At 37.0% G+C, this 20,648-nt stretch carries 18 protein-coding genes; 16 read left to right on the top strand and 2 right to left on the bottom strand.

Features of this window, described 5'->3' with window-relative positions; all coding sequences use genetic code 11:
* Positions 1 to 637: 637 nt before the first annotated feature.
* The 15 genes from BMY85_RS05330 (at position 638) to BMY85_RS05260 (ending at position 18,270) form a co-directional block, all read left to right on the top strand.
* Positions 638 to 2,290 (top strand): putative bifunctional diguanylate cyclase/phosphodiesterase, encoded by a 1,653-nt coding sequence (locus tag BMY85_RS05330; protein WP_092477235.1) that lies wholly within the window; start codon positions 638 to 640, stop codon positions 2,288 to 2,290.
* A gap of 143 nt (positions 2,291 to 2,433) precedes the next feature.
* Positions 2,434 to 3,657 (top strand): BaiN/RdsA family NAD(P)/FAD-dependent oxidoreductase, encoded by a 1,224-nt coding sequence (locus BMY85_RS05325; protein ID WP_092477234.1) that lies wholly within the window; start codon positions 2,434 to 2,436, stop codon positions 3,655 to 3,657.
* Positions 3,658 to 3,693: 36 nt separating this feature from the next.
* Entirely contained in the window at positions 3,694 to 5,319 is a 1,626-nt protein-coding gene (locus BMY85_RS05320) for an NAD(P)/FAD-dependent oxidoreductase (protein WP_092477349.1), read from the top strand.
* 37 nt (positions 5,320 to 5,356) lie between these two features.
* The gene (gene proB, locus BMY85_RS05315; RefSeq protein ID WP_092477233.1) at positions 5,357 to 6,205 is read left to right on the top strand and encodes a glutamate 5-kinase; all 849 of its coding nucleotides are present in this window, start codon (positions 5,357 to 5,359) and stop codon (positions 6,203 to 6,205) included.
* A gap of 16 nt (positions 6,206 to 6,221) precedes the next feature.
* Complete coding sequence (locus tag BMY85_RS05310; protein WP_092477232.1) at positions 6,222 to 6,464, top strand: DUF896 domain-containing protein; 243 nt, start codon at positions 6,222 to 6,224, stop codon at positions 6,462 to 6,464.
* A 38-nt stretch (positions 6,465 to 6,502) separates the two neighbouring features.
* Positions 6,503 to 7,057, top strand: a complete 555-nt coding sequence (locus tag BMY85_RS05305) for a 5-formyltetrahydrofolate cyclo-ligase (RefSeq protein ID WP_177180650.1) — start codon at positions 6,503 to 6,505, stop codon at positions 7,055 to 7,057.
* A gap of 47 nt (positions 7,058 to 7,104) precedes the next feature.
* Entirely contained in the window at positions 7,105 to 7,965 is an 861-nt protein-coding gene (locus BMY85_RS05300) for a M14 family zinc carboxypeptidase (protein ID WP_092477230.1), read from the top strand.
* A gap of 141 nt (positions 7,966 to 8,106) precedes the next feature.
* Positions 8,107 to 8,514 carry a hypothetical protein gene (locus tag BMY85_RS05295; protein ID WP_092477229.1) on the top strand — a complete coding sequence of 136 codons (408 nt, stop codon included), beginning with the start codon at positions 8,107 to 8,109 and terminating at the stop codon, positions 8,512 to 8,514.
* Positions 8,515 to 9,171 (top strand): hypothetical protein, encoded by a 657-nt coding sequence (locus tag BMY85_RS05290; RefSeq protein ID WP_092477228.1) that lies wholly within the window; start codon positions 8,515 to 8,517, stop codon positions 9,169 to 9,171.
* A gap of 80 nt (positions 9,172 to 9,251) precedes the next feature.
* Positions 9,252 to 9,929 (top strand): hypothetical protein, encoded by a 678-nt coding sequence (locus BMY85_RS05285; RefSeq protein ID WP_143066327.1) that lies wholly within the window; start codon positions 9,252 to 9,254, stop codon positions 9,927 to 9,929.
* Between the two features lie 82 nt (positions 9,930 to 10,011).
* The gene (gene miaB / locus BMY85_RS05280) at positions 10,012 to 11,448 is read left to right on the top strand and encodes a tRNA (N6-isopentenyl adenosine(37)-C2)-methylthiotransferase MiaB (RefSeq protein WP_092477226.1); all 1,437 of its coding nucleotides are present in this window, start codon (positions 10,012 to 10,014) and stop codon (positions 11,446 to 11,448) included.
* Positions 11,449 to 11,676: 228 nt separating this feature from the next.
* Complete coding sequence (locus BMY85_RS05275) at positions 11,677 to 12,390, top strand: LytR/AlgR family response regulator transcription factor (RefSeq protein ID WP_092477225.1); 714 nt, start codon at positions 11,677 to 11,679, stop codon at positions 12,388 to 12,390.
* 2 nt (positions 12,391 to 12,392) lie between these two features.
* On the top strand, positions 12,393 to 13,706 hold the full coding sequence (locus tag BMY85_RS05270) for a sensor histidine kinase (RefSeq protein ID WP_092477223.1): 1,314 nt from the start codon (positions 12,393 to 12,395) through the stop codon (positions 13,704 to 13,706).
* Between the two features lie 434 nt (positions 13,707 to 14,140).
* Positions 14,141 to 17,359: a DEAD/DEAH box helicase gene (locus BMY85_RS05265; RefSeq protein ID WP_092477221.1), complete on the top strand. Its 3,219-nt coding sequence runs from the start codon at positions 14,141 to 14,143 to the stop codon at positions 17,357 to 17,359.
* The gene (locus BMY85_RS05260) at positions 17,356 to 18,270 is read left to right on the top strand and encodes a diacylglycerol/lipid kinase family protein (protein WP_092477219.1); all 915 of its coding nucleotides are present in this window, start codon (positions 17,356 to 17,358) and stop codon (positions 18,268 to 18,270) included. Before BMY85_RS05265 ends, BMY85_RS05260 begins: the two co-directional genes overlap by 4 nt.
* Positions 18,271 to 18,292: 22 nt before the next feature.
* Here the strand turns inward: BMY85_RS05260 and BMY85_RS05255 are convergent, their stop codons facing one another.
* On the bottom strand, positions 18,293 to 18,874 hold the full coding sequence (locus BMY85_RS05255; RefSeq protein WP_092477217.1) for a VanZ family protein: 582 nt from the start codon (positions 18,872 to 18,874) through the stop codon (positions 18,293 to 18,295).
* A 68-nt stretch (positions 18,875 to 18,942) separates the two neighbouring features.
* Complete coding sequence (locus tag BMY85_RS05250) at positions 18,943 to 19,365, bottom strand: hypothetical protein (protein WP_143066326.1); 423 nt, start codon at positions 19,363 to 19,365, stop codon at positions 18,943 to 18,945.
* 237 nt (positions 19,366 to 19,602) lie between these two features.
* On the opposite strand from BMY85_RS05250, the gene BMY85_RS05245 reads away from it, so the two are divergent.
* Positions 19,603 to 20,628 carry a hypothetical protein gene (locus BMY85_RS05245; protein WP_092477213.1) on the top strand — a complete coding sequence of 342 codons (1,026 nt, stop codon included), beginning with the start codon at positions 19,603 to 19,605 and terminating at the stop codon, positions 20,626 to 20,628.
* Positions 20,629 to 20,648 lie beyond the last annotated feature (20 nt).

Genomic DNA, 20,648 nt, shown 5'->3' with positions numbered 1-20,648 from the left:
GTTAATTGATGTAAATCCCCGCAAGGGGACGGAAATTTTCAATGAAAACCTTACTTGCAGTATTTTGGTTTTGCTGAAATGCTCAAGCCTGCACTGTTCAGCAAAAGGGGATACAGGTTATCTGTTTTGTAATTTACTTCACGTTACTTGAATTGCGATTTCTAAATTTTCTTCTTGATATCAGATAAAGGAAGGCGTATGTTTGCCGTCCTTCATTAAAAGTGGATATAGTCTGTGCTTGCTTGTTCTGCTTCTTTATTCCAGTTTAGCTGGAAATCAACGGATGTTTTGCTTTTATCCAATTGTTGGAAGGATTTGTTGCTGCATGTTCTGTTGACGTTCCCTTTATTTTGGAAAGCAATATATTTTAATACTCCTGTTTTGACACGTGTTTCATTTATTTTTAATAATAATAGGTTTTATATCAGGTTCTTTTTGTTTTAGATTCATTTCACTTAAGCATTGCTTTATTATAAAAATTTTATTGTTTTACCCACAGCATTTTCGCATAATGAATAAACAGACAGATGTCGATAACATATATAGTAGATAGATTATTAACGGGCAAGGAAGCTGCTTGACATCAGAAGAAACCAGTAAATTACAAAAGAATAGATTTTCGAAGGAGGAAAAAATCATGTATTGTGATGCCTCATATCGTAAACTGTTACATCAGTTTATTAAAAGTAATTGTTCCGACAGGAACCAGATAAGCCAGTTCTTTTTAAACAATGTTTCACAAATCGCAGAGAAATTGAGAATTGGCAGAGTTGTGTTAAATCAGCAAGCCGTTCTGTATTCTGTAATGGAAGGTTGTGAAGCTGAAGAAGGTACGGAATTTGAATTCGGTTTAGAAAAAGGAGAAGTGAAGAAGATAAGTGTCTGGCCTGTAAAAGGATGTGTATGGACGGAAGAAGAAAAGTCTAATGTAGAACTTTTAGCAGAGACCATTTTCATTATGGGGGGGTACGTAAGACTTTTGGAAATGGTTTGTACCGCAGAAGTTACAGATACTTTGACAGGAATATCAAATGACACAGGAATTCACATTCATGCTGCAAAATTGCATGCAGCAGGAAAACTGACAAAGTATGCCTGTTTGTTTATCAACCTGAAGAATTTTAAATTTATTAACAAACAGGTTGCATTTGACGGAGGAAATAAGGCACTGAAGCAGTTTGGCGAGGCTATTGTGAAAATGGCCAACGAAGAGGATGAGTTTGCAGGCAGATTAGGTGGAGATAATTTCTTCGTTTTAGTTAAAAAAGAACGTGTGAATCAGATTGTTGAGGAGATTTTCTGCATTAAGGCATTTATTCCGATCAAGGAAAAAGAAGTTGTGATTCAGATGGAGTCTAGAGTGGGGTGTGCAGGAATCCAAGAGGGGGAAGGAGTTTCTGATACTATTAACAAAGCTTCCGTTGCCTTATTGTTTGCAAGGAAAAACGGAAGGGATTTTATGGAATTTGAACCATATATGCTGGATATAACATTACGTGCAAAAAGAGTGTCAAGCAGTTTTAATGATGCCATAGCGAAGCAGGAATTTGAGGCATATTACCAGCCAAAAGTAAATACAGAGAGTCTGGAAATATGTGGTACAGAGGCTTTGGTAAGGTGGTTTCACAATGGAAAGATGATTCCGCCAATGGAGTTTATTCCAATTTTGGAACAAGAAGGAACCATTTGCCAGTTAGATTTTTACATGTTAAATATGGCTTGCGTTCACATTCGCAGATGGATGGACGAGGGCATAGAGCCGGTTAGGGTTTCGGTGAATTTTTCAAAGAACCACTTGAATAATCCAAGACTGGTAAAGGAAATTGTTGCTGTTATAAATAAAAATAATATTCCGCCTAAGTTTATTGAGATAGAGTTGACGGAAATGTCAGATTATAACGATTATAAGGTGATGGAGGATTTTGTGGATCAGCTTAAATTTCATGGAATCGCAACTTCCATAGATGATTTTGGGACTGGATCTTCTTCCATGACATTGTTAAGAGATTTAAATGTAGATACCGTTAAGCTGGACAGGAGCTTTGTTGTAAATCTGGAAAAAGAGGAGCAAAAAGATCGTGTGATGATTGAGTCGGTTGCTTCGCTTGTGAAGGCGTTTGGCATGGAAGTTCTTGTGGAAGGGGTTGAAACAGAAGAACAGTTCCGTTATTTAAAAAGTGTTGGCTGTGATGTGATTCAAGGCTATTTCTTTGACAAACCAATGCCAGAGAAGGAATTTACAAGAAAATTAAAAGAAGAACGATGTTATATAATGGAATATGCCAGATAATAAAAAGAGATACTTTTTGCATTATAGTAGAAAGTGTCTCTTTTTAGTTTTTTTATGCGAGATTCAATCCCCTCTTGCATTCTTAGTCCTATATGGGTAAAATAGTGAAATAGAATTACAGTTTAACTAGAACGGATGAGTGTATGAAAAAAGAAATCGTAATTGTCGGAGGCGGTGCGTCAGGACTTATGGCTGCTATTACATGCCTAAGGCAAGGAAAAAAGGTGCTGATTCTGGAACAGAAGGATAAAGTGGGAAAGAAGATTCTTGCCACAGGCAATGGAAAATGTAATTTCACCAATATCTTTCAAGAGGACAGCTGTTACCGAAGCAGTCAGGCAGCATTTCCAGGGAAAGCCCTGCAGCAGTTTGGTGCCGAAGATACCGTTCGGTTTTTTGAGGATTTAGGAGTGCTGGTAAAGGAGCGCAATGGTTACCTGTATCCGTACTCGGGACAAGCATCTACCATATTAGATGCCTTATATTATGAAGCGAAACGTCTAGGCGTGGAGATAGAGTGTGGTATAAAAGTGGACCACATAAAGAAAGAAAAGGGGGCATTTAAGCTTCAATATGGAGGCAAAACCATGGAGGCGGAAACGGTGATTCTGTCAGCGGGAGGCAAGGCTTCTAAAGCCCTGGGTTCCGACGGAAGCGGGTTTGGACTTGCCAAAGAATTAGGTCATCATACTACAAAGCTATGTCCGTCATTGACAGGCTTAAAGGTGAAAGAGAATTTTTGCAAGGCATTGGCGGGAGTCAGGACCGATGCGGCAGTTTCCTTATTTATAGAGGATTCCTATGTCACAAAGGATGTAGGTGAGCTTCAGCTTACCAGTTATGGAGTATCGGGGATTCCAGTATTCCAGATATGCCGTTTTGCAGGAATGGCTTTATTAGAGAAAAAAGAAGTGGAAGTGAAGGTAGATTTCTTCCCTAACTGGAAGGAAAAACAGCTTCGTAAACTGGTATTTCGCCAGAAAGAACGCTTTGGCAAAGAGGCTGCCCAGATTGTACTGGCTGGGCTTCTTAACAAAAAGGTTCTGCTTGTGCTGTTAAAGCAGGCAGGAATTCAGCCAGAAACCATTCTTAACAAGGTTTCCGATGAGAAGCTGTTAAGTTTGTGTAAGAATGCCAAAGCATTGGCATTTCATGTAATAGAGACCAATGGATTTGAGAATGCACAGGTATGTGCAGGTGGCATTGACACAAGGGAAGTCAATGGAGATACCATGGAGTCAAAATTAGTGAAGAGACTGTATTTTGCAGGGGAAATCTTAGATGTGGATGGAATCTGCGGGGGATATAATTTGCAATGGGCATGGGCAAGCGGTTTTGTAGCTGGCAGCCATGCGGCGAAACGGTAGCAGTTTGGTTTGCAGGAAAAAATTACGGAGGCAGATATGTTAAAAATATCCCAATTAAAGCTGGATGTAAGAAAGTTGCCAGTGAATAAAGAAACGAGAAAAGTGGAGTATGGGAAAGAGAGGGAGCTTCTTTATAAGGAACTTCTGAAAATACTTCGGATTCCGGAAAGGGATCTGCTGGATTTCCATATTGTGAAGAAGTCCATTGATGCTAGAAAGAAAGAAGAGATTAAATATATTTATGTACTTGCAGCTAAGGTGAAGAAAGAAAAACAGATTCTTCGGAAACTGAAAAATCCAAATGTATGTATATATGAAAGAAAACAGTATGCATTTACTCCAGAGGGAACGAAAAAGCTTTCCCATCCGCCAGTGATTATCGGGATGGGACCGGCTGGACTGTTCTGTGCGTTGGAACTTGCCAAGGCTGGCATGAAGCCTGTTGTTTTTGAACGAGGCAAGGCAGTGGAAGAACGGCTGCAGGATGTGGAGCGTTTCTGGCAGACAGGGGAGCTTAATACAGAAAGCAATGTGCAGTTTGGAGAAGGCGGGGCAGGAACTTTCTCCGATGGAAAATTAAATACTGCGGTAAAAGATCCGACGGGGCGTATCCAGAAGGTGTTAAATACCTTTGTGGAGTATGGCGCTCCAGAAGAAGTGAAATATTTAAATAAACCACATATAGGAACAAACCGTTTGCAAGGCATTGTAAAAAACATGCGGGAAGAAATCATTTCCCTTGGGGGACAGGTGCATTTTTCTTCGAAAATGACAGACATTCTCATTGAGGATGGCAAGGTGACAGGTGTGGAAATCAATGACAAGGAGACCGTTCCATGTGAAGTGTTAGTTCTGGCTTTGGGACATAGTGCCAGAGATACGTTTTCACTAATTCTTGAGAAAGGACTTAACATGGAGAAGAAGGCATTTGCCATTGGGGTCCGTGTGGAACATCCTCAAGAAGCGATTAATAAGTCTCAGTATGGTTCGGAGTACGATTTGCTGCCAACGGCGGATTATAAAGTCACCTGTCAGGCATCCAATGGCAGGGGCGTGTATTCTTTCTGTATGTGCCCAGGTGGTTACGTGGTCAATTCTTCTTCGGAAGATGGAAGATGCGTAGTCAATGGAATGAGCAATTATGAGAGAAATTCAGCCAATTCCAACAGTGCCCTGATCGTTACCGTAACGCCAGATGATTTTGAGAACGATTCTGTGTTAGCAGGAGTCTGGTTCCAGCGGAAATGGGAAGAGGCGGCATACCAAGCAGGAGGAGGAAAAGTTCCTGTCCAGCTATATGGTGATTTTAAAGAGAACCGTGTCAGTACAGAGTTTAAGAGTGTGAAGCCATGCATTAAGGGTGAGACGGCATTTGCCAATGTAAGAGAATGCCTGCCACCATATGTAGGGGAAGCCATTATAGAGGGCATGGGAGCCTTTGATAAGAAAATCAAAGGTTATGACAATCCAGATGCCATTATTTCAGGAGTAGAGACTAGAACATCTTCTCCAGTGCGCATTACCAGAAATGAAGCTTTGGAAAGCAGTATTCAGGGAATTTTTCCTTGTGGTGAGGGTGCTGGTTACGCAGGAGGAATTACGTCAGCTGCGGTGGATGGAATTAAGGTGTATGAGGCGATACGGATGCAGTTTTGTAACTAGGATGAGGTACTAAGTATAAAGAAAGTGAAGGATACGTATGAATCGAGAATTGTTAAAGGATAAGAAAAGAATTGTTGTAAAGATTGGTTCTTCTACCATTACTCATGAAGCAACCAATAACTTAAATCTGATTAAGATGGAGAAATTAGTCCGTGTTCTGGCGGATTTGTCCAATCAGGGAAAAGAGGTCGTTGTAGTATCATCAGGAGCTGTCGCAGTAGGGAGACAGGCGGTTGGCATGAAAAAACGTCCGACAGAGGTAAAGGAAAAACAAGCTTGTGCAGCGGTAGGGCAGGCAAAACTGATGATGGTTTACCAGAAATTATTTAGTGAATACAACCAGTTGACTGCTCAGGTTCTTATGACAAAGTACACGATGATTAACGATATCAGCCGTCAGAATGCCAGAGCTACTTTCGAGGAATTGCTGGCTATGGGGGTAATTCCTATTGTAAATGAAAATGATACGGTATCAACAGATGAAGTAAAGATTGGGGACAATGATACCCTGTCTGCTATTGTATCTGCATTAATTGGGGCGGATCTGCTTATTCTGATGTCAGATATAGATGGTTTGTATACCGATGACCCTTATAAGAATCCAGATGCTGAATTTATTGATTATGTAGAGCGGATTACTCCCAAATTGGAAAGCATGGGAAAGGATTCTGCAAGTGATGTAGGAACTGGCGGCATGGCAACTAAAATTTCTGCTGCAAAGATTGCTACGGATTCCGGTGCGGATATGGTCATTGCCAATGGAGAGGACATCCGGAATATTAGCAGAATCATGCAAGGAGAGCAGATTGGAACACTGTTTAAAGCTCATAAAGATGAGGCATTTAAATTGATGGATTATTTAAAAACAGAGCAATACAGCGATTAAAGGAGATTAGTAAATCATGGATCAGGCAAAAATTAACCGTATCAATGAATTATATAAAAAATCAAAAAAGGAAGGCTTAACACCAGCGGAGAAGGAAGAGCAGGCTAAACTTCGCCAGGAATATCTAGCGGCAGTCCGTAAAAATATCAGAGGGACGTTAGACAATGTGTCTGTGTTAAATCCAGATGGTTCTGTAACAGAGCTTGCTAAAGTGGCTAAGAAAAATAGAAAGCAGAAAAGCCAGAAGTTAAAGCATTAAATGGAATGCATTTTATAAATAAAAGGGATGGGGTTTGGATGGAGAAACGTACTGCAAGGGAATTTGTCCGGAGGAAAAAGAAACAGATGACTATGGAAGAAGTGGAGGAAAAGAGTTCACAGATTCTTAGCCGTCTGCAGAAGGAGACAGTATTTTTAGAGGCAGAGGTTTTGTACTGCTATGTTTCCTATAATCAGGAAGTCAGAACGAAACCTTTGATTGAAGCTGCATTAGAGGCGGGGAAAAGAGTTGCCGTTCCGAAAGTCATTGGGCAGGAAATGGAGTTTATCTATCTGAGTTCCTTGAAAGAGTTAAGCATTGGCTATCAAGGAATTGAAGAACCTGCAGGAACTTTGGTTGCGGCGGAAAAAAAAGTGCTTATGATTATGCCTGGACTTGCCTTTGACAAAGCGGGAAACCGTGTTGGATATGGAGGCGGTTTTTACGACCGTTATCTTAATAAGAATCAGGACAAAGACTTTGTAAAGCTTGCTTTGGCATTTGATTTCCAGATAGTGGATAGCCTTACGGCAGAAGCATGCGATGAGCCAGTAGATGCAATTCTTTCCGAGTGCCAATATATACGGTTATAATGGGACTTTATGCAACATAAAATGTATAAAAAGCATTTGGTGTTTGTATGGAGAATGTAAATTGGGATCAACTGTTTTATTATGAAGATCTGGTAGCATATGCAAAATACCTGGCATGTCATTATTCGGATTTGGTGCAGTATGAGTCCATTGGACGCAGTTGGGATAATCGTGATATTTTCCTTTTGAAAGTGGGAAAAGGAAGGGATAATGTAATTGTAACTGGAGGTGTACATGGCAGGGAGTCAGTCAATCCAATGGTATTATTATGTATGGCAGAATACTACTGCGAAGAATTTCGTCCCTGCTTAGACCTTGTCTCCGTTTATGTGGTGCCAGTTCTGAATCCAGATGGCTATGCTATTGCCATTCAGGGATTTGATAGTATAAAATGCGAAAAGAACCGGAGAATGTGCGAGTTAAAACACATTCCTTATTATCTTTGGAAATACAATGGGCGGGCAGTAGACATAAACCGCAATTTTCCTTGTGTAAGCTGGAAGAAGAAAGATGTCAATGATGTGGCGGGCAGTGAACCGGAAACCATTGCCCTGATGGAACTGTTTCAAAATGTTTCCTCTATCGGCTACATAGACTATCATTCCAGAGGAAAACAGATTTATTACCATAGAAAGAGCATGTCAGAAGACTATAACCGAGATCAGTTCGGTTATGCCTGTTTGCTAAATGCCATGACAGATTATGAACTGGTTCCCCCTAAGAGGGAAATTGAAGAAAATGATTCTGGCGGCAATACGGTCCACTATTACTCGGAGCAGTTCTGCCTGCCTGCCATAACCATTGAAACGGTAGATGAGCTGGCGTGTTTTCCGCTTAGTCCTCATTACCAGAGGGAAACTTATGAGGAAATTAAATTAACGCCATTTGTGTTTTGCAAGGATAGATAGGAAACTGTGTGGAACCTCTGAAATGATTGTAAGGATGATTTTGGAGGTTCTTGTTTTATGTAGTGGAATATGGCGGTTGATGTATAATGGAATTTAAAGTATAATCAATGCAGAAATATTTGTGTTTAATGGAGGAATATTATGCGAAGGAAGTTTTTAGGGGTACTTATATCTATTTTGTTTATTATACAAATGCCGATAGAATTGAGAATCAATGCAAAAATGAATTATAGTATGCAAAAAAAGGAAGAAGTATTTTGTGATCAGACAAAAGATGAAGAAGGGCGTATTTTAAACGAAATTCATACAGATGGTGTAGCTATAGAGTACAACTGGAAAGAAGATCAGATATCAAGTTTAGTAAGCACGGAAGGTTGTAAGAGTATATACATGAATCAAGGTAATGGAGAAATTATTGAACGTAGTTATTTCAATAATAAGAAAATTTGTGATAAAAAATTTCACAGTAAAAATATTTTATCTAATTCAAATGTCCAATACATATCTACGAAGCAAAAATTGAAGGAATATAATTCAAAAGTGAAATAGATGGCTTGTACTACGAGTAATTATTATGTTAATGGAATTCGAATGAATTCTATTATGTCTAATTCAGCTCTGCTCACGCAGAGTATGACAGAATCTGAAATACAGGCATTTTTAAAACAGAAAGGATCCATTTTAAAAAATACTATTTCAATTTATGTTAAGAATTCTGACGGGAAAGTTTATGATACAGGACGGGATATTAAACCTTCTAAGGTAATTTATAATGCCGCAAAGAATCATGGGATTAATCCTAAAGTTTTGCTGGTTATACTTCAACGCGAACAAGGTCTAATTACAAGTGCAAATGCAAGTGAGAAATCAAGAGCTATGTATTTTGCAATGGGATATGGTGCTACGGATAATGGGGATAAGGTAAAGTATACAGGATTCGATACTCAAGTTGAAGGTGTAGCAGCTTTGTTAAAAAAACTGTGGATAGAAGCACCAGCGTCTGCAACATTAACAGTCAATGGTGGAATAAATCATACTAGAAATGGAGAAACTTATCCAGGAAGAATTGTAGTTGATACTTTTTCTGCATATGCTTTATATAAATATTGTCCTTGGGTTTTTTATACATTAGATACAACCACGATTTCAGGAGGACAGTATCTGTTTCTCAAAATTTATAAAGGATGGTGGAGTACATGGTCATAATACAGCGAAAAATAAAAAGAATTTTTTTCTGCATTGCAATACTTAATATCCTTGTTTGTACCGCATGTGGAAATAAAAGTATGCCACAAGCAGAGCAGATAACATATGACGAAGAAAAATCTTCGGAAGGTAATATAAAAACAAATCAGGAAGAACTTAAAAAGTTATTTCAAAAATGGAAGACGTCAGAGATTCCTGACGAAGAAAAAGAATCTATTATTACCAAGTTTACATACTATTTAAAGAACAGCAGAATAAAAAATGAAAAGGATTTAAAGGAAATATCAGATAGCTTTCGCATAAATAGAATAAAGCAGATAATAATAATTGAATACACAGAAGCACAGGAAATCTATGGAGAAAGTGGAAAAATGAGTTATGCATGGGTAATTCATAATGATTCTGTAAGTCAGATTTTTGATTGTGACAGTAAGTATATAGATGGCATTATACAAGATGAAAATGACGAAAATATATTTTACCTATACGGAATGGATTATTTAATGACAAGTTGTTCGGGCGTATTTGTATCAAGAATTGTGCTAAATGAAGATGCAATAAAATTTGATAAAGATATTATTGAGTTCGATAAAAAGAATGGTTTTAGCAAATGTGAAGGAGTTCTATATGGAAAAAGCCATCTTGTAATACAAGAAGGTAATTCGAAAGGAACAAAAATGATTGTAAAAGAGCTGAATGGCAAAGATTCTTTGGAATTAGATTTAACCGAAAAACACATTTTCAAAGGAGCGTTTTAAGATTTAAGGATTCTATATTGACTAAATCCCCCCTTTCCAGTAAAATATAACCCGTTGAATGAATTAGAGAGGATAATGTGATATGAATCGCAACATTACAGATATAGAAAACAGTAACCAGACGGAAAGACAGTTATATTTTATGGAAATGTGCAAGGAATGGGCTGCGAAACAGCAGGAAAAGCTAGGCCGTCCATTAACTGCTTGTGTGAATACATTCGGCTGCCAGATGAATGCTCATGACTCGGAGAAAATTATCGGCATTCTTGAAAAGATTGGCTATACTATGATAGAAGACGAAAAGGCAGATTTTGTTATTTACAATACCTGTACTGTTCGTGAAAATGCCAACTTAAAGGTCTATGGAAGACTAGGGTATTTAAAAAAATTAAAATCCCAGAATCCACATATGATGATTGCTTTATGTGGATGTATGATGCAGGAAACAGCAGTTGTTGAGAAAATCAAAAAAAGCTATAAATTCGTGGATATTATCTTTGGAACCCATAACATTTTCAAGCTTGCAGAGTTAATGCAGGCACGTATTGATTCCAAAGGCATGATTATTGACATATGGAAAGATACTGCCGAGATTGTAGAAGACCTTCCAAGTGAACGTAAGCATAAATTCAAAGCTGGCGTAAATATTATGTATGGATGCAACAACTTCTGTACGTACTGTATTGTTCCTTATGTTAGAGGCAGGGAAAGAAGCCGTAATCCTAAGGACATTATTCGTGAGATTGAAGCATTGGTGGCAGATGGTGTTGTAGAAATTATGTTACTGGGACAGAATGTGAATTCCTATGGCAAGAATTTAGAACATCCTGTGACATTTGCACAGCTGTTACAGGAGATTGAAAAAATTGAAGGATTGGAAAGAATCCGTTTCATGACTTCCCATCCAAAGGATTTATCCGATGAGTTAATTGCAGTAATGCGTGATTCCAAAAAAATCTGTAATCACCTTCACCTTCCCGTACAGTGTGGCAGCAGCAGGCTTTTAAAGATTATGAACCGCCGTTATACAAAAGAGCAGTATTTAGAACTTGTGGACAAGATTAAAAAAGCAGTTCCAAATATCTCTCTTACAACAGATATTATTGTCGGTTTCCCAGGGGAGACAGAAGAGGATTTTCAGGAAACATTGGATGTGGTTCGCAAAGTCCGTTACGAAAGTGCATACACATTTATTTATTCTAAGAGAACAGGTACTCCGGCAGCGAAAATGGAAGAACAGGTTCCAGAAGATGTAATCAAGGACCGTTTTGACCGTCTGCTAAAAGAAATCCAGACTATTTCTGCGGAACTTTCAGGACGTGATACTGGTAAAGTGGAAAAAGTATTGGTAGAGGAAATCAATTCACAGGATCCAGACTTTGTAACAGGTCGTTTGACTAACAATGTTTTAGTGCATTTCAAAGGTTCTAGTGATTTAATCGGTAAAATTGCAAATGTAAGACTTGCTGAGTCAAAAGGTTTCTATTACATGGGGGAATTAGCAGAAGAAGAGCAGTAAGAAAAAATACAGGTTTTCTTTTCATAAGGGTAGAGAAAACCTGTATTTTATTTTATAATATTACATAATTATACTAAATACATAAAAACACTATGAAAAGTGGAAAAATATTGAATGAAACATAAAGAGTTGTTATAATAATAAGAGGAGTATTGGAGAATAGTAAGAAGAGTCTGCGAACACAATAATATGGGGGAATAAGAGACATGAGGGGAGATAGAATGTATTATGCTGAAAATAGCTATCTGCGACAATGAACCAGTGATTATTTCCTTAATTGAAACTTTTTTGAAAGAGTTAAGTGAAGAATATGGACTTGTATTGGATGTGAGAACGTTTACAAAAGGAGAACAGCTTTGTAAAAGCAAAGAACAGTATGAAATAATTTTTCTGGACATCGGTTTGGAAGGTGAAAATGGAATTGAAGTTGCTGAAAAAATCCGATTTCTGGATATGGAAGTGAAAATTGTTTTTGTCACTGCTTTTCGTGATTTTATGAAAGATGCTTTTCGTATTCATGCCTTTGATTACATAGAAAAACCAGTTACCAAAAGCAAGATGGAAAATGTTCTATTAGAAGTATTAAAATATAGAGGGGTTAATGGAAACTGCCTGTTATCGTTACGGACCAATTCAGGAATCATAAAGAAAAAATTAGAGAATATACAGTATTTTGAATATAGTAACCGAGACGTATTGCTTTATGATAGTGAAAACCAGATAGAACGGCTTCCTAGAGAAAAGATTTCGAGTATTGCAGAACGGATGAAAATTTATTATTTCGAAGTTTCTCATAAGAGTTTTGTAGTAAACCTCTATCATGTGGAAGGGATAAAGAATTACACTGTTTATATGAAAAGCGGTATTGCGCTGCCTCTGTCACAGCGTTATTCCAAAGGGTTTCGCAAAAGCATGCATGATTATCTGAATAGGAGTATTTGAAGATGTGTAATATGGAAGGGCTAATGTTCTTTTTTTCAAATTTAGTTTGGTATTATGCTGCTTTCTCTCTTTTGGGCCATTTGCTGTGCAGTACCAATGAAAAGAAGTATCCAGACCATTTGTTCTGGTATACTGGAGGATTCTTTTTTTGTGTTGGAGTGATGGTAGGCATATGTGCGATTCCATACAGGTTTCAAGGATGTGCCAATATATGCTTGTGCTATCTTTATGCATATTTGTTTTTCAGGGATCATAAGTTTCGGAATTGCCTGACAGGAATCTGTTTTGGTGCAGTATCTACTTTGATTCATTATGGTTTTGAATGGGGTGTCAGAAGCTGGATATTACAATATGATACTGTCTGGAATGGACAGCCGAATTATACACATCCGATTTTTGCCACATGCGCAGTTGTCGTATTGTTTATCCTGTATCGCATCGTGTTAATGGTTTATTTTTTGTTTAATGGCAGAGAACTGAATATGTTTGGTGTGTTTAATTTTACTGTGACGATATTTTATAGTGGATTATTTATTTACTTTATTCTTGTGGTGAGAAACTATGTGTATCTGTTTGTTGACAATCAGATACTGATACTGGTCCTTTTATTGGGGCTTGTTATGATCAATGCTTATGCGTTGTCTTATGGAACAAGCTTATCGCAGAATTCAATATTGCGTTACAGGTTAAGGAAGGCGGAAGAAAAGAATCAGCTTACTTATGAATACTACAAAAACATGGAAAATCAGATACATGAGTGCAGAAGCATACTTCATGATGTAAAAAACCATGTACAGGTTCTGGAAGGAATGTACCATAGCGGCAATCTTGGTATTGCCAATGAGTATGCAGGAACTTTGGCAGGAGAGATAGAGGCCATTTATCCAAGGTGTTATTCTAGTAACAAAATGGTAGATATCATTTTACAGGATAAAGAGAAAAAAGCTCTGCAGAGCAATACCCGCATACATTATGAAGTGGAAGATGTGGACTGGGGGTTTATGTCAGATTATCATCTGTCGACTATATTATGCAATCTCTTTGATAATGCCATTACAGGCTGCACAAAGCTGCCAGAAGATATGAGGGAGATTACGTGCAAGATAAGAAAAGTAAACGGATTTCTTATCCTGAAGATGTCTAATCCGATAGATCCAGTTCATGTGAAGGAAATGGAGAAGAAGAACTTAAAGCATCGATTGAAAACAGGTACAGGTTTATGTAATGTACGCAAGGTAGTTGGGCTTTATGAAGGGGAATTTTCGACTGTAATAAATGACAATTTGTTTGCTGTTTCGGTATCTTTTAGTATTTAAACTATGTTTTGCGTGAAAAAACTGTATGTTATGCAAAGTGTATTGAAAAAAAACGCATTTGACAATATAATTAGTTTATATTAATAAAAAAACGGTTTGATGGAAGATTCTGAGAGATTGAGGGGTCTCTTGTATTTTGTATTTATCATTGCTCTGATAGTTCAAAAGCAGGATTGGATATTAAAGCTGTAATAGCAGTGCTTTCGGATAAATTCGAAAGCACTGTTTTATTTTGATTTTGATGGCAAAGTCTGAGTTCCTTCGAGTACATTCCAGTTGCGAAAGTCTGAGAAACTCACACTTTGTTCTTCTTTACAAAAAAGGTCTCTCTAGTTTATAAGAATTTTACGAAAATGCAAATTTAAAGTATGTTTGCCCTTTCAATTGTGTTATAATAATATGATGAAAACGAATTAGCAGAGAGAGATTACATTATGTTTAAAATTTCAAAAGACTCAATTAAACGTTTAGCGACAGATGAAGCGACTTATTTTCGCGGGCTGCGCTATTATAAAAGCAATGCAGTATCCAATGTAACGTGGTCAAAAGCACGTCAGCAGTACCGTGCTACAGTGAAAGGCAGCAATCAGTATATCGTTACAATTGAAGAGGACAAAAATTCGAAACAGTTAAAATTTAATTGCAACTGTCCAGCACATATTAAATATGATGGAGCCTGCAAACACGTAATTGCTGCACTTTTGTTTATTACGAACTATATGGAGCGGAGTGAAACCAGGAAGCCGGAAAATGAAGAAGAGAAGAGTTTATATCAGATCGTAGAGTATTTTAATAATCAGTACAAGACTCCAGCATTGGGAGAGACGTTTCATATCGAAGTGAAACTGCATTTTCCTAGTATTTTAAAAGGAAAAGATTCAAAACTGTTCTTGTCTCTAAGGGCAGGAAGCAGCAGGTTTTACAAAGTCCAGAATGTAAAGAAATTTCTACATGCTTATTCCAACGGTGAAAATATAGCCCTTGGCAAGGAATTTAGGTTTGTGGCAGGAGAAAGCCGTTTTTCAAAGAGTTCCCAACCGGTTATGACGTATCTTCAGGAAATTTATGAGATACAGGAAGCGCTAGGCAAGGTTTATTATAATAATTTGTTTAACAAGGCAGAAATGGCGATTACCAAAAACATGCTGTTTCATTTGCTTGGATATATGGGAAAAGAAGAATTTCAGATTGAGCTTGGGGATGACCTTTATGAAGGCGTAACTTTTGTAAAAGGCAATCCGCCAATTGGATTCCAGCTAGAATCCCATGAGGAATCCATTCAGATTGAATTAATGGATAAAACACCGGTAAAACCTTTGTCTGAGGACGGAAGCCTTCTTTTGCATGATAATGTGCTTTATATGCCTAGTAAAGAGTTTATTGCCAACTACCTGCCGTTCTTTAATTGTATGAATAAAAACAAAGAGAGACTTGTTTTCCAGGGAGAATTAAAGGACAGGTTTATTGATTCTGTCTTGCCCAGGATCCACGAGACAATGGAAATCAATGTTCTGGAAAGTTTGAAGGATAACTATATTAATGAAGATTTGAAAATCAGGATTTATCTTGATAAATATAGAAATTATGTAAAGGCATTACTGAAATTCCAGTATGGTGATTATGAAATCAATCCCCTTATTAATGATTTGCCAGCTGGGATTATTCTTGTGCGCCAGAAAGAAGCAGAAGAAGAGTGCTTGGATTTATTGGACAATCTGCATTTTGAACCATATAAAGATTTCTTTTTGTTAAAGAAAGATGGGGACATTTATGAATTTTTAAGCCACGATATTTACATGCTCAATGAAAAATATGAGGTATATCATTCTGAGGACTTGAAGAAAATCCGTATATCCAGTAATAGTCCGATTCATACAGCAATACATTTTAATGGGGATGTGAAACTGCTGGAAATGAATGTGTCCTATGATGTAGTGCCAAAAGAGGAACTGAAGGCATTTTTTGAGGCTTTGAAGCAGAAGAAAAAATACCATCGCCTAAAGGACGGAAGTTTTGTTAATCTGGACGGAGAGGACGTTAATCAGATTGCACAGCTTCTTGAACGGTTAGATGTGGAAGAGCATAATATTGATGAGTCAGGTGGAATTAATCTGCCTGCTTACCAGGCGTTGTATCTGGATAAGATTATGGATGATTTTAAAGGAATTGAATATGAAAGGTCTTTGGCCTATGAAAATCTGCTAGAGGAGATTATGACGCCAAAACAGGCTCATATCCAAGTGCCAGAAACGGTTCAGGCTAAGCTTAGGCCTTATCAGGCTGTAGGGTATAAGTGGATGTATTCCCTTTCGCAGAATCGGTTAGGTGGAATTCTTGCAGATGATATGGGACTTGGGAAAACACTTCAAGCTATTACGTATATAGCGGCATGTCTGGAACAGGACAAAGATGCAGTATTTTTAGTAGTTTCCCCAACCTCTCTTGTATATAACTGGCAGGAAGAATTTGAAAAGTTTGCTCCCCAGGTAACGGCGGTTATTGTAGAAGGTACTCCAGAAGAACGTATGGAACAGATTGCTCGTGCGAAAGAGAATCATGTAATGATTACTTCTTATCCATTGATACGAAGAGATATTGAACATTATGTAAAACACAAATTCCATACCATGTTTATTGATGAGGCCCAGTTTATAAAAAATCCTAGCTCCCAGAATGCCAAATCTGTAAAACAGGTTGTGGCAAAGCAGAAATTTGCTTTAACTGGAACACCGATTGAAAATTCTCTGTCCGAGTTATGGTCTTTATTTGATTTTATTCTGCCAGATTATTTATACAGCCACTCAAAGTTTGTAGAGCGGTTTGAAAAACCGATTGTAAAGGAAGGCAGCAAAGAAGTGCTGGAGGATCTGGGAAAGCACATTGAGCCATTTATCTTGCGCCGAATGAAGAAGGAAGTGCTGACGGAACTTCCAGATAAGATTGAAAGCAAAATGATGGCAGAAATGACAGAGGAGCAGGAGAAAGTGTATCAGGCATATCTGCAGAATATTCGTCAGGAGCTTACTGCTGAAATTAAGGAAAAAGGATTTGAAAAGAGCAAAATGCAGATTCTGGCTGCTTTAACGAGACTGCGTCAGATATGCTGTCATCCTTCTACCTTTATTGATAATTACTATGGGGAGAGTGGAAAGCTTAAACTGTTAAGCCAGATTTTAAATGATATTCTGGAAAATGGCCATAGAGTATTGATTTTCTCTCAGTTTACAAGTATGCTGGAGATTATCGCAGAGGAGTTAAAGAAACAGGAGATAGAGTACTTTTATCTATCAGGAAATACCAAGATACAAGATCGAAAAGATTATGTTGCCAGATTTAATGACGGAGAGGGAAGTGTGTTCCTGATTTCCTTAAAGGCTGGCGGAACAGGCTTAAATCTGGTGGGAGCCGATGTGGTCATTCATTATGATCCGTGGTGGAATCCGGCTGTTGAAGAACAGGCCGCAGATCGTGTGTACAGAATTGGCCAGAAAAAATCGGTGCAGGTAATTCGGCTGCTTACCAAGAATACTATTGAAGAAAAAATTGATAAATTGCAAAAGCGTAAAAAAGAATTGTCGGATTCAGTGATTAAATCTAAGGAAGTATTTATTAATCAGCTTAGCAGAGAGGAATTGGAGGAATTATTTTTATGAGACGGATTTTATTTGTCGTAAATCCGAAATCAGGAAAGGCCGCTGTGAAAAACAATGTGCTAGGGATTGTTGATATTTTTACGAAACATGAGTGTTTAACAACTTTGTATGTTACCCAGCGAGGAAAAGAAGCTACGGAGATTGTAGAAAAACTGGGAATGAATTATGATCTGATTGTGTGTTCTGGAGGAGATGGAACACTTGATGAGGTGGTAGATGGTGTCATGAATCTGGAAAGAAAAGTGCCAATTGGCTATATTCCTAGTGGAAGTACCAACGATTTTGCAAAGAGTATGGGGATTCCATTTGATCATATAGAAGCTGCTAAAGCCATTATGGATGGAAAAGAATTTCAATGTGATGTAGGTCTGTTTAATGGAGCTTATTTTATTTATGTGGCAGCATTTGGTGCATTTACGGAGGTATCGTATTCTACCCCGCAGCAGACGAAAAACATGTTTGGACATTTGGCTTATATTCTGGAAGGTGCCAGGAGTCTGGCAAGCATTAAGTCTTATCACGTAACAGTAACCTGTAAGGATTCTGAGACAAAGCAGAAACTGCATATTGAGGATGACATTCTTCTGGGAATGGTAACCAATGCTCTTACGGTTGGCGGCATGAAGCGTTATAAGGAAGAGGAAGTTCTGTTTGATGATGGGTATTTTGAGGTTATTCTGATTCGCATGCCAAAGAATATGATTGAGCTTAATGGAATATTAGGTGCACTGCTGACCAATGATTATAATTCTGAATGCATGTATTATTTTAAAACAGCAGAACTCACTGTTGAAAGTGAGGAGAACATAAACTGGACATTAGATGGAGAGTTTGGAGGTTCGGTAAAGGAAGCTGTTATAAAGAACCAGAAAAAAGGGTTTTCCATATATCGAAATATGGGTTTGGAATAGGAAAGGAAAAGAAAAGGTGCGGTTAGTTATTATTCGCACCTTTTTTTACTAAGTTATATATTTTGGATTTTTGCATGAAATGAAATATTGCAATTCCAATAAGCGCACCTGCCGAGTTTAGGATGATGTCATCAATATCTACAACTCTGTTAGGAAAATTAGAAGCTTCGTTTATTATTAATTGTGTTGCTTCTATAATAAATGAACTTAATGCAGATAGAAATAGTGCCTTTCTATATTTGAGTTTACCTGATTGTGAAATTAGCAGGATAAAGAAAGAAAAAGGCACAAACATAACAATATTCCCGAGTATTTGTTTTTCCCAATTTGCTGATGAAAGAGTAAGAATAATAGTTTTAAATGGGTGATAATTTACATAATAAAAGTGATTATGTTCTCCTATTAGTTCCGTTAGAGACAACTTGCTTTGAATTACAATAGGGAAAAATACAATTTTAATTAATACTAATATATATAAGAAAAATGCAAATTCAGTGAAAAGTAAAGTTAATGGTTTGGGTTTTCTTAAACGTATAATTAATGATATTATCCATATTAAGATAAAACTTGGTATAATAAACAGGTATGGAAAGTTGATACACATATGTTTAAAACTCCTTTATTTTAAGTTGAAGACCATCTGCATAGAGTAGATGATCTTGTTGGATGGAACTAACTCCAGCTTACACGGATGCTGCCTTTCCATTTTGTTCCCGTGCCACCTGAAGACATGTTGCTATAATTTCTTAGATATAATCTATATGTACCTGTTTTTGATATTTTAAATGTTATTGTGCCTCCACTAGTTGAACTAACAGAGTCTTCATCATAGTCAGCTGTCCATGATTTTCCACTCTTCTTCTCCAGATAAATCCCCATGTTGCAATCTGATGATCCTTTGGTAGGGGTTATTGTTACTGCTAAAGTGCAATTTTTATCAATTTCCATTGCTCTACAGAACAACCCTCCAGTCATCTCGTAGGTTGAAGCGTAACCCCCTTTAGCAGAGGCGAGAATATTAATAGATGATAAAAATAAGACTAGTATGACACATAATAATTTGAAAAAAATGGATTTGATATTTAATTGTTTCATTGTATTGACTCCTTTTAGAATTAATTTTAAAAATTGCGCAATTTATAAAAAATATATAACAAAATGTGGAAAATGTCAATAGAAGTGTAAAAAAGAAAAATAAATCATGAAAATGATAGGAAATCCTTGTTTTGGAAAATTCAGATATCTATTTAGTGGCTAATTGGTTGACAAAGTATTTCTTTGGATTATACTTAGCTTAAAGTTTGAATTTTTCTGTAAGAGGTGAAAACAATAATGTTAGATAGAAAAGGCTTCTTTTGTTTTCTTAGATGTTTTTTAAAAAAAGAAAAAGCAGCCACAATCTTGTTTATGGCGGGGATAATCATAAACAGTAATCTTTTAATGATTTACATAGATAGTTATTATTCCTATCAGAATCAGGTTATGACATTGAATAAAGATAGTCAATGCAGTTACTTTTATCTGAGCAGTAATGGTGAAGATTTAAATGAGAAAATACAAAAGGTTCAAAACGAAACTTTTCAAAACGAAATTTTAATATCAAGTACTGTCAGCATAGATTCAAATCAATATCAAATATATACTTCTGGAAATAAAAACAGCTCTTTCATAAAGACAGTAAAGGGCATGTCAGACACCCGAAGTATGAAAGAGGACACATTTATTTGTAACAAATGGTTTTTTACAGATATAGGCGAACGGGTATTGATAAATGGTGTGGATATGACATGCGTGGGGAAAATAAATGATAATCAAATAGATATTTTTCTTCCAGTTTCATCCTTTACAAAACTGATGCCAAGTAAACAGAGAATTACGGTTATGTGCAGTTATAGAAGCGTAATTTCAAATGCGAAGATGGAGGTATATGAGAAAAGGGTAGGAAAGATTTTAGAGGCTGAGGAGATATGCAGTGGAAAGGTGGAAGATTACACATTTTTTGATTTTTTATCCGCTTCAAGGGATTTTTTTGTTATATTAAGTTCGTCTGCACTGATTTATATAGTGTTAGTTTATTATATTTTTTGTGAAAGGAAAAAGGTATATCAGATTCTTAGAGAACAGGGAATGACAAAAAGTGGATTAGCGTTTTCTATTATTCTAGAGGATTGTATGAAGCTGTTTATTTCATTTTTGATTTCTGTATCTGTATTTTTTTTGTTGAAAAAATTTATATTAGGTGGAGTTGTAAATGGAAAAATTTCATATAAAGAAATTGGTTGTGCATTTTCTTATATTGTCTTGATGAATTGTGTTTTGGTTATCTATAAAATAAGGGAAGGAAGAAAGCTTGTCTAGTTCACAGCTATAGTAAAATT

Source organism: [Clostridium] polysaccharolyticum (assembly GCF_900111595.1).
In the GTDB taxonomy this organism is placed as follows: Bacteria; Bacillota; Clostridia; order Lachnospirales; family Lachnospiraceae; genus Clostridium_AI; species Clostridium_AI polysaccharolyticum.
This window is presented reverse-complemented; position numbering and strand designations above follow the sequence as displayed.

What these genes read in the sequence shown, in the direction of transcription:
- BMY85_RS05270 (WP_092477223.1), top strand. Translation starts at nt 12,393, where the DNA reads ATGTGTAATATGGAAGGGCTAATGTTCTTTTTTTCAAATTTAGTTTGG.
- BMY85_RS05330 (WP_092477235.1), top strand. Translation starts at nt 638, where the DNA reads ATGTATTGTGATGCCTCATATCGTAAACTGTTACATCAGTTTATTAAA.
- BMY85_RS05275 (WP_092477225.1), top strand. Translation starts at nt 11,677, where the DNA reads ATGCTGAAAATAGCTATCTGCGACAATGAACCAGTGATTATTTCCTTA.
- BMY85_RS05305 (WP_177180650.1), top strand. Translation starts at nt 6,503, where the DNA reads ATGGAGAAACGTACTGCAAGGGAATTTGTCCGGAGGAAAAAGAAACAG.
- BMY85_RS05285 (WP_143066327.1), top strand. Translation starts at nt 9,252, where the DNA reads ATGCCACAAGCAGAGCAGATAACATATGACGAAGAAAAATCTTCGGAA.
- BMY85_RS05325 (WP_092477234.1), top strand. Translation starts at nt 2,434, where the DNA reads ATGAAAAAAGAAATCGTAATTGTCGGAGGCGGTGCGTCAGGACTTATG.
- BMY85_RS05250 (WP_143066326.1), bottom strand. Translation starts at nt 19,365, where the DNA reads ATGAAACAATTAAATATCAAATCCATTTTTTTCAAATTATTATGTGTC.
- proB (WP_092477233.1), top strand. Translation starts at nt 5,357, where the DNA reads ATGAATCGAGAATTGTTAAAGGATAAGAAAAGAATTGTTGTAAAGATT.
- BMY85_RS05245 (WP_092477213.1), top strand. Translation starts at nt 19,603, where the DNA reads ATGTTAGATAGAAAAGGCTTCTTTTGTTTTCTTAGATGTTTTTTAAAA.
- BMY85_RS05265 (WP_092477221.1), top strand. Translation starts at nt 14,141, where the DNA reads ATGTTTAAAATTTCAAAAGACTCAATTAAACGTTTAGCGACAGATGAA.
- BMY85_RS05290 (WP_092477228.1), top strand. Translation starts at nt 8,515, where the DNA reads ATGGCTTGTACTACGAGTAATTATTATGTTAATGGAATTCGAATGAAT.
- BMY85_RS05295 (WP_092477229.1), top strand. Translation starts at nt 8,107, where the DNA reads ATGCGAAGGAAGTTTTTAGGGGTACTTATATCTATTTTGTTTATTATA.
- BMY85_RS05310 (WP_092477232.1), top strand. Translation starts at nt 6,222, where the DNA reads ATGGATCAGGCAAAAATTAACCGTATCAATGAATTATATAAAAAATCA.
- BMY85_RS05320 (WP_092477349.1), top strand. Translation starts at nt 3,694, where the DNA reads ATGTTAAAAATATCCCAATTAAAGCTGGATGTAAGAAAGTTGCCAGTG.
- BMY85_RS05255 (WP_092477217.1), bottom strand. Translation starts at nt 18,874, where the DNA reads ATGTGTATCAACTTTCCATACCTGTTTATTATACCAAGTTTTATCTTA.
- BMY85_RS05300 (WP_092477230.1), top strand. Translation starts at nt 7,105, where the DNA reads ATGGAGAATGTAAATTGGGATCAACTGTTTTATTATGAAGATCTGGTA.
- BMY85_RS05260 (WP_092477219.1), top strand. Translation starts at nt 17,356, where the DNA reads ATGAGACGGATTTTATTTGTCGTAAATCCGAAATCAGGAAAGGCCGCT.
- miaB (WP_092477226.1), top strand. Translation starts at nt 10,012, where the DNA reads ATGAATCGCAACATTACAGATATAGAAAACAGTAACCAGACGGAAAGA.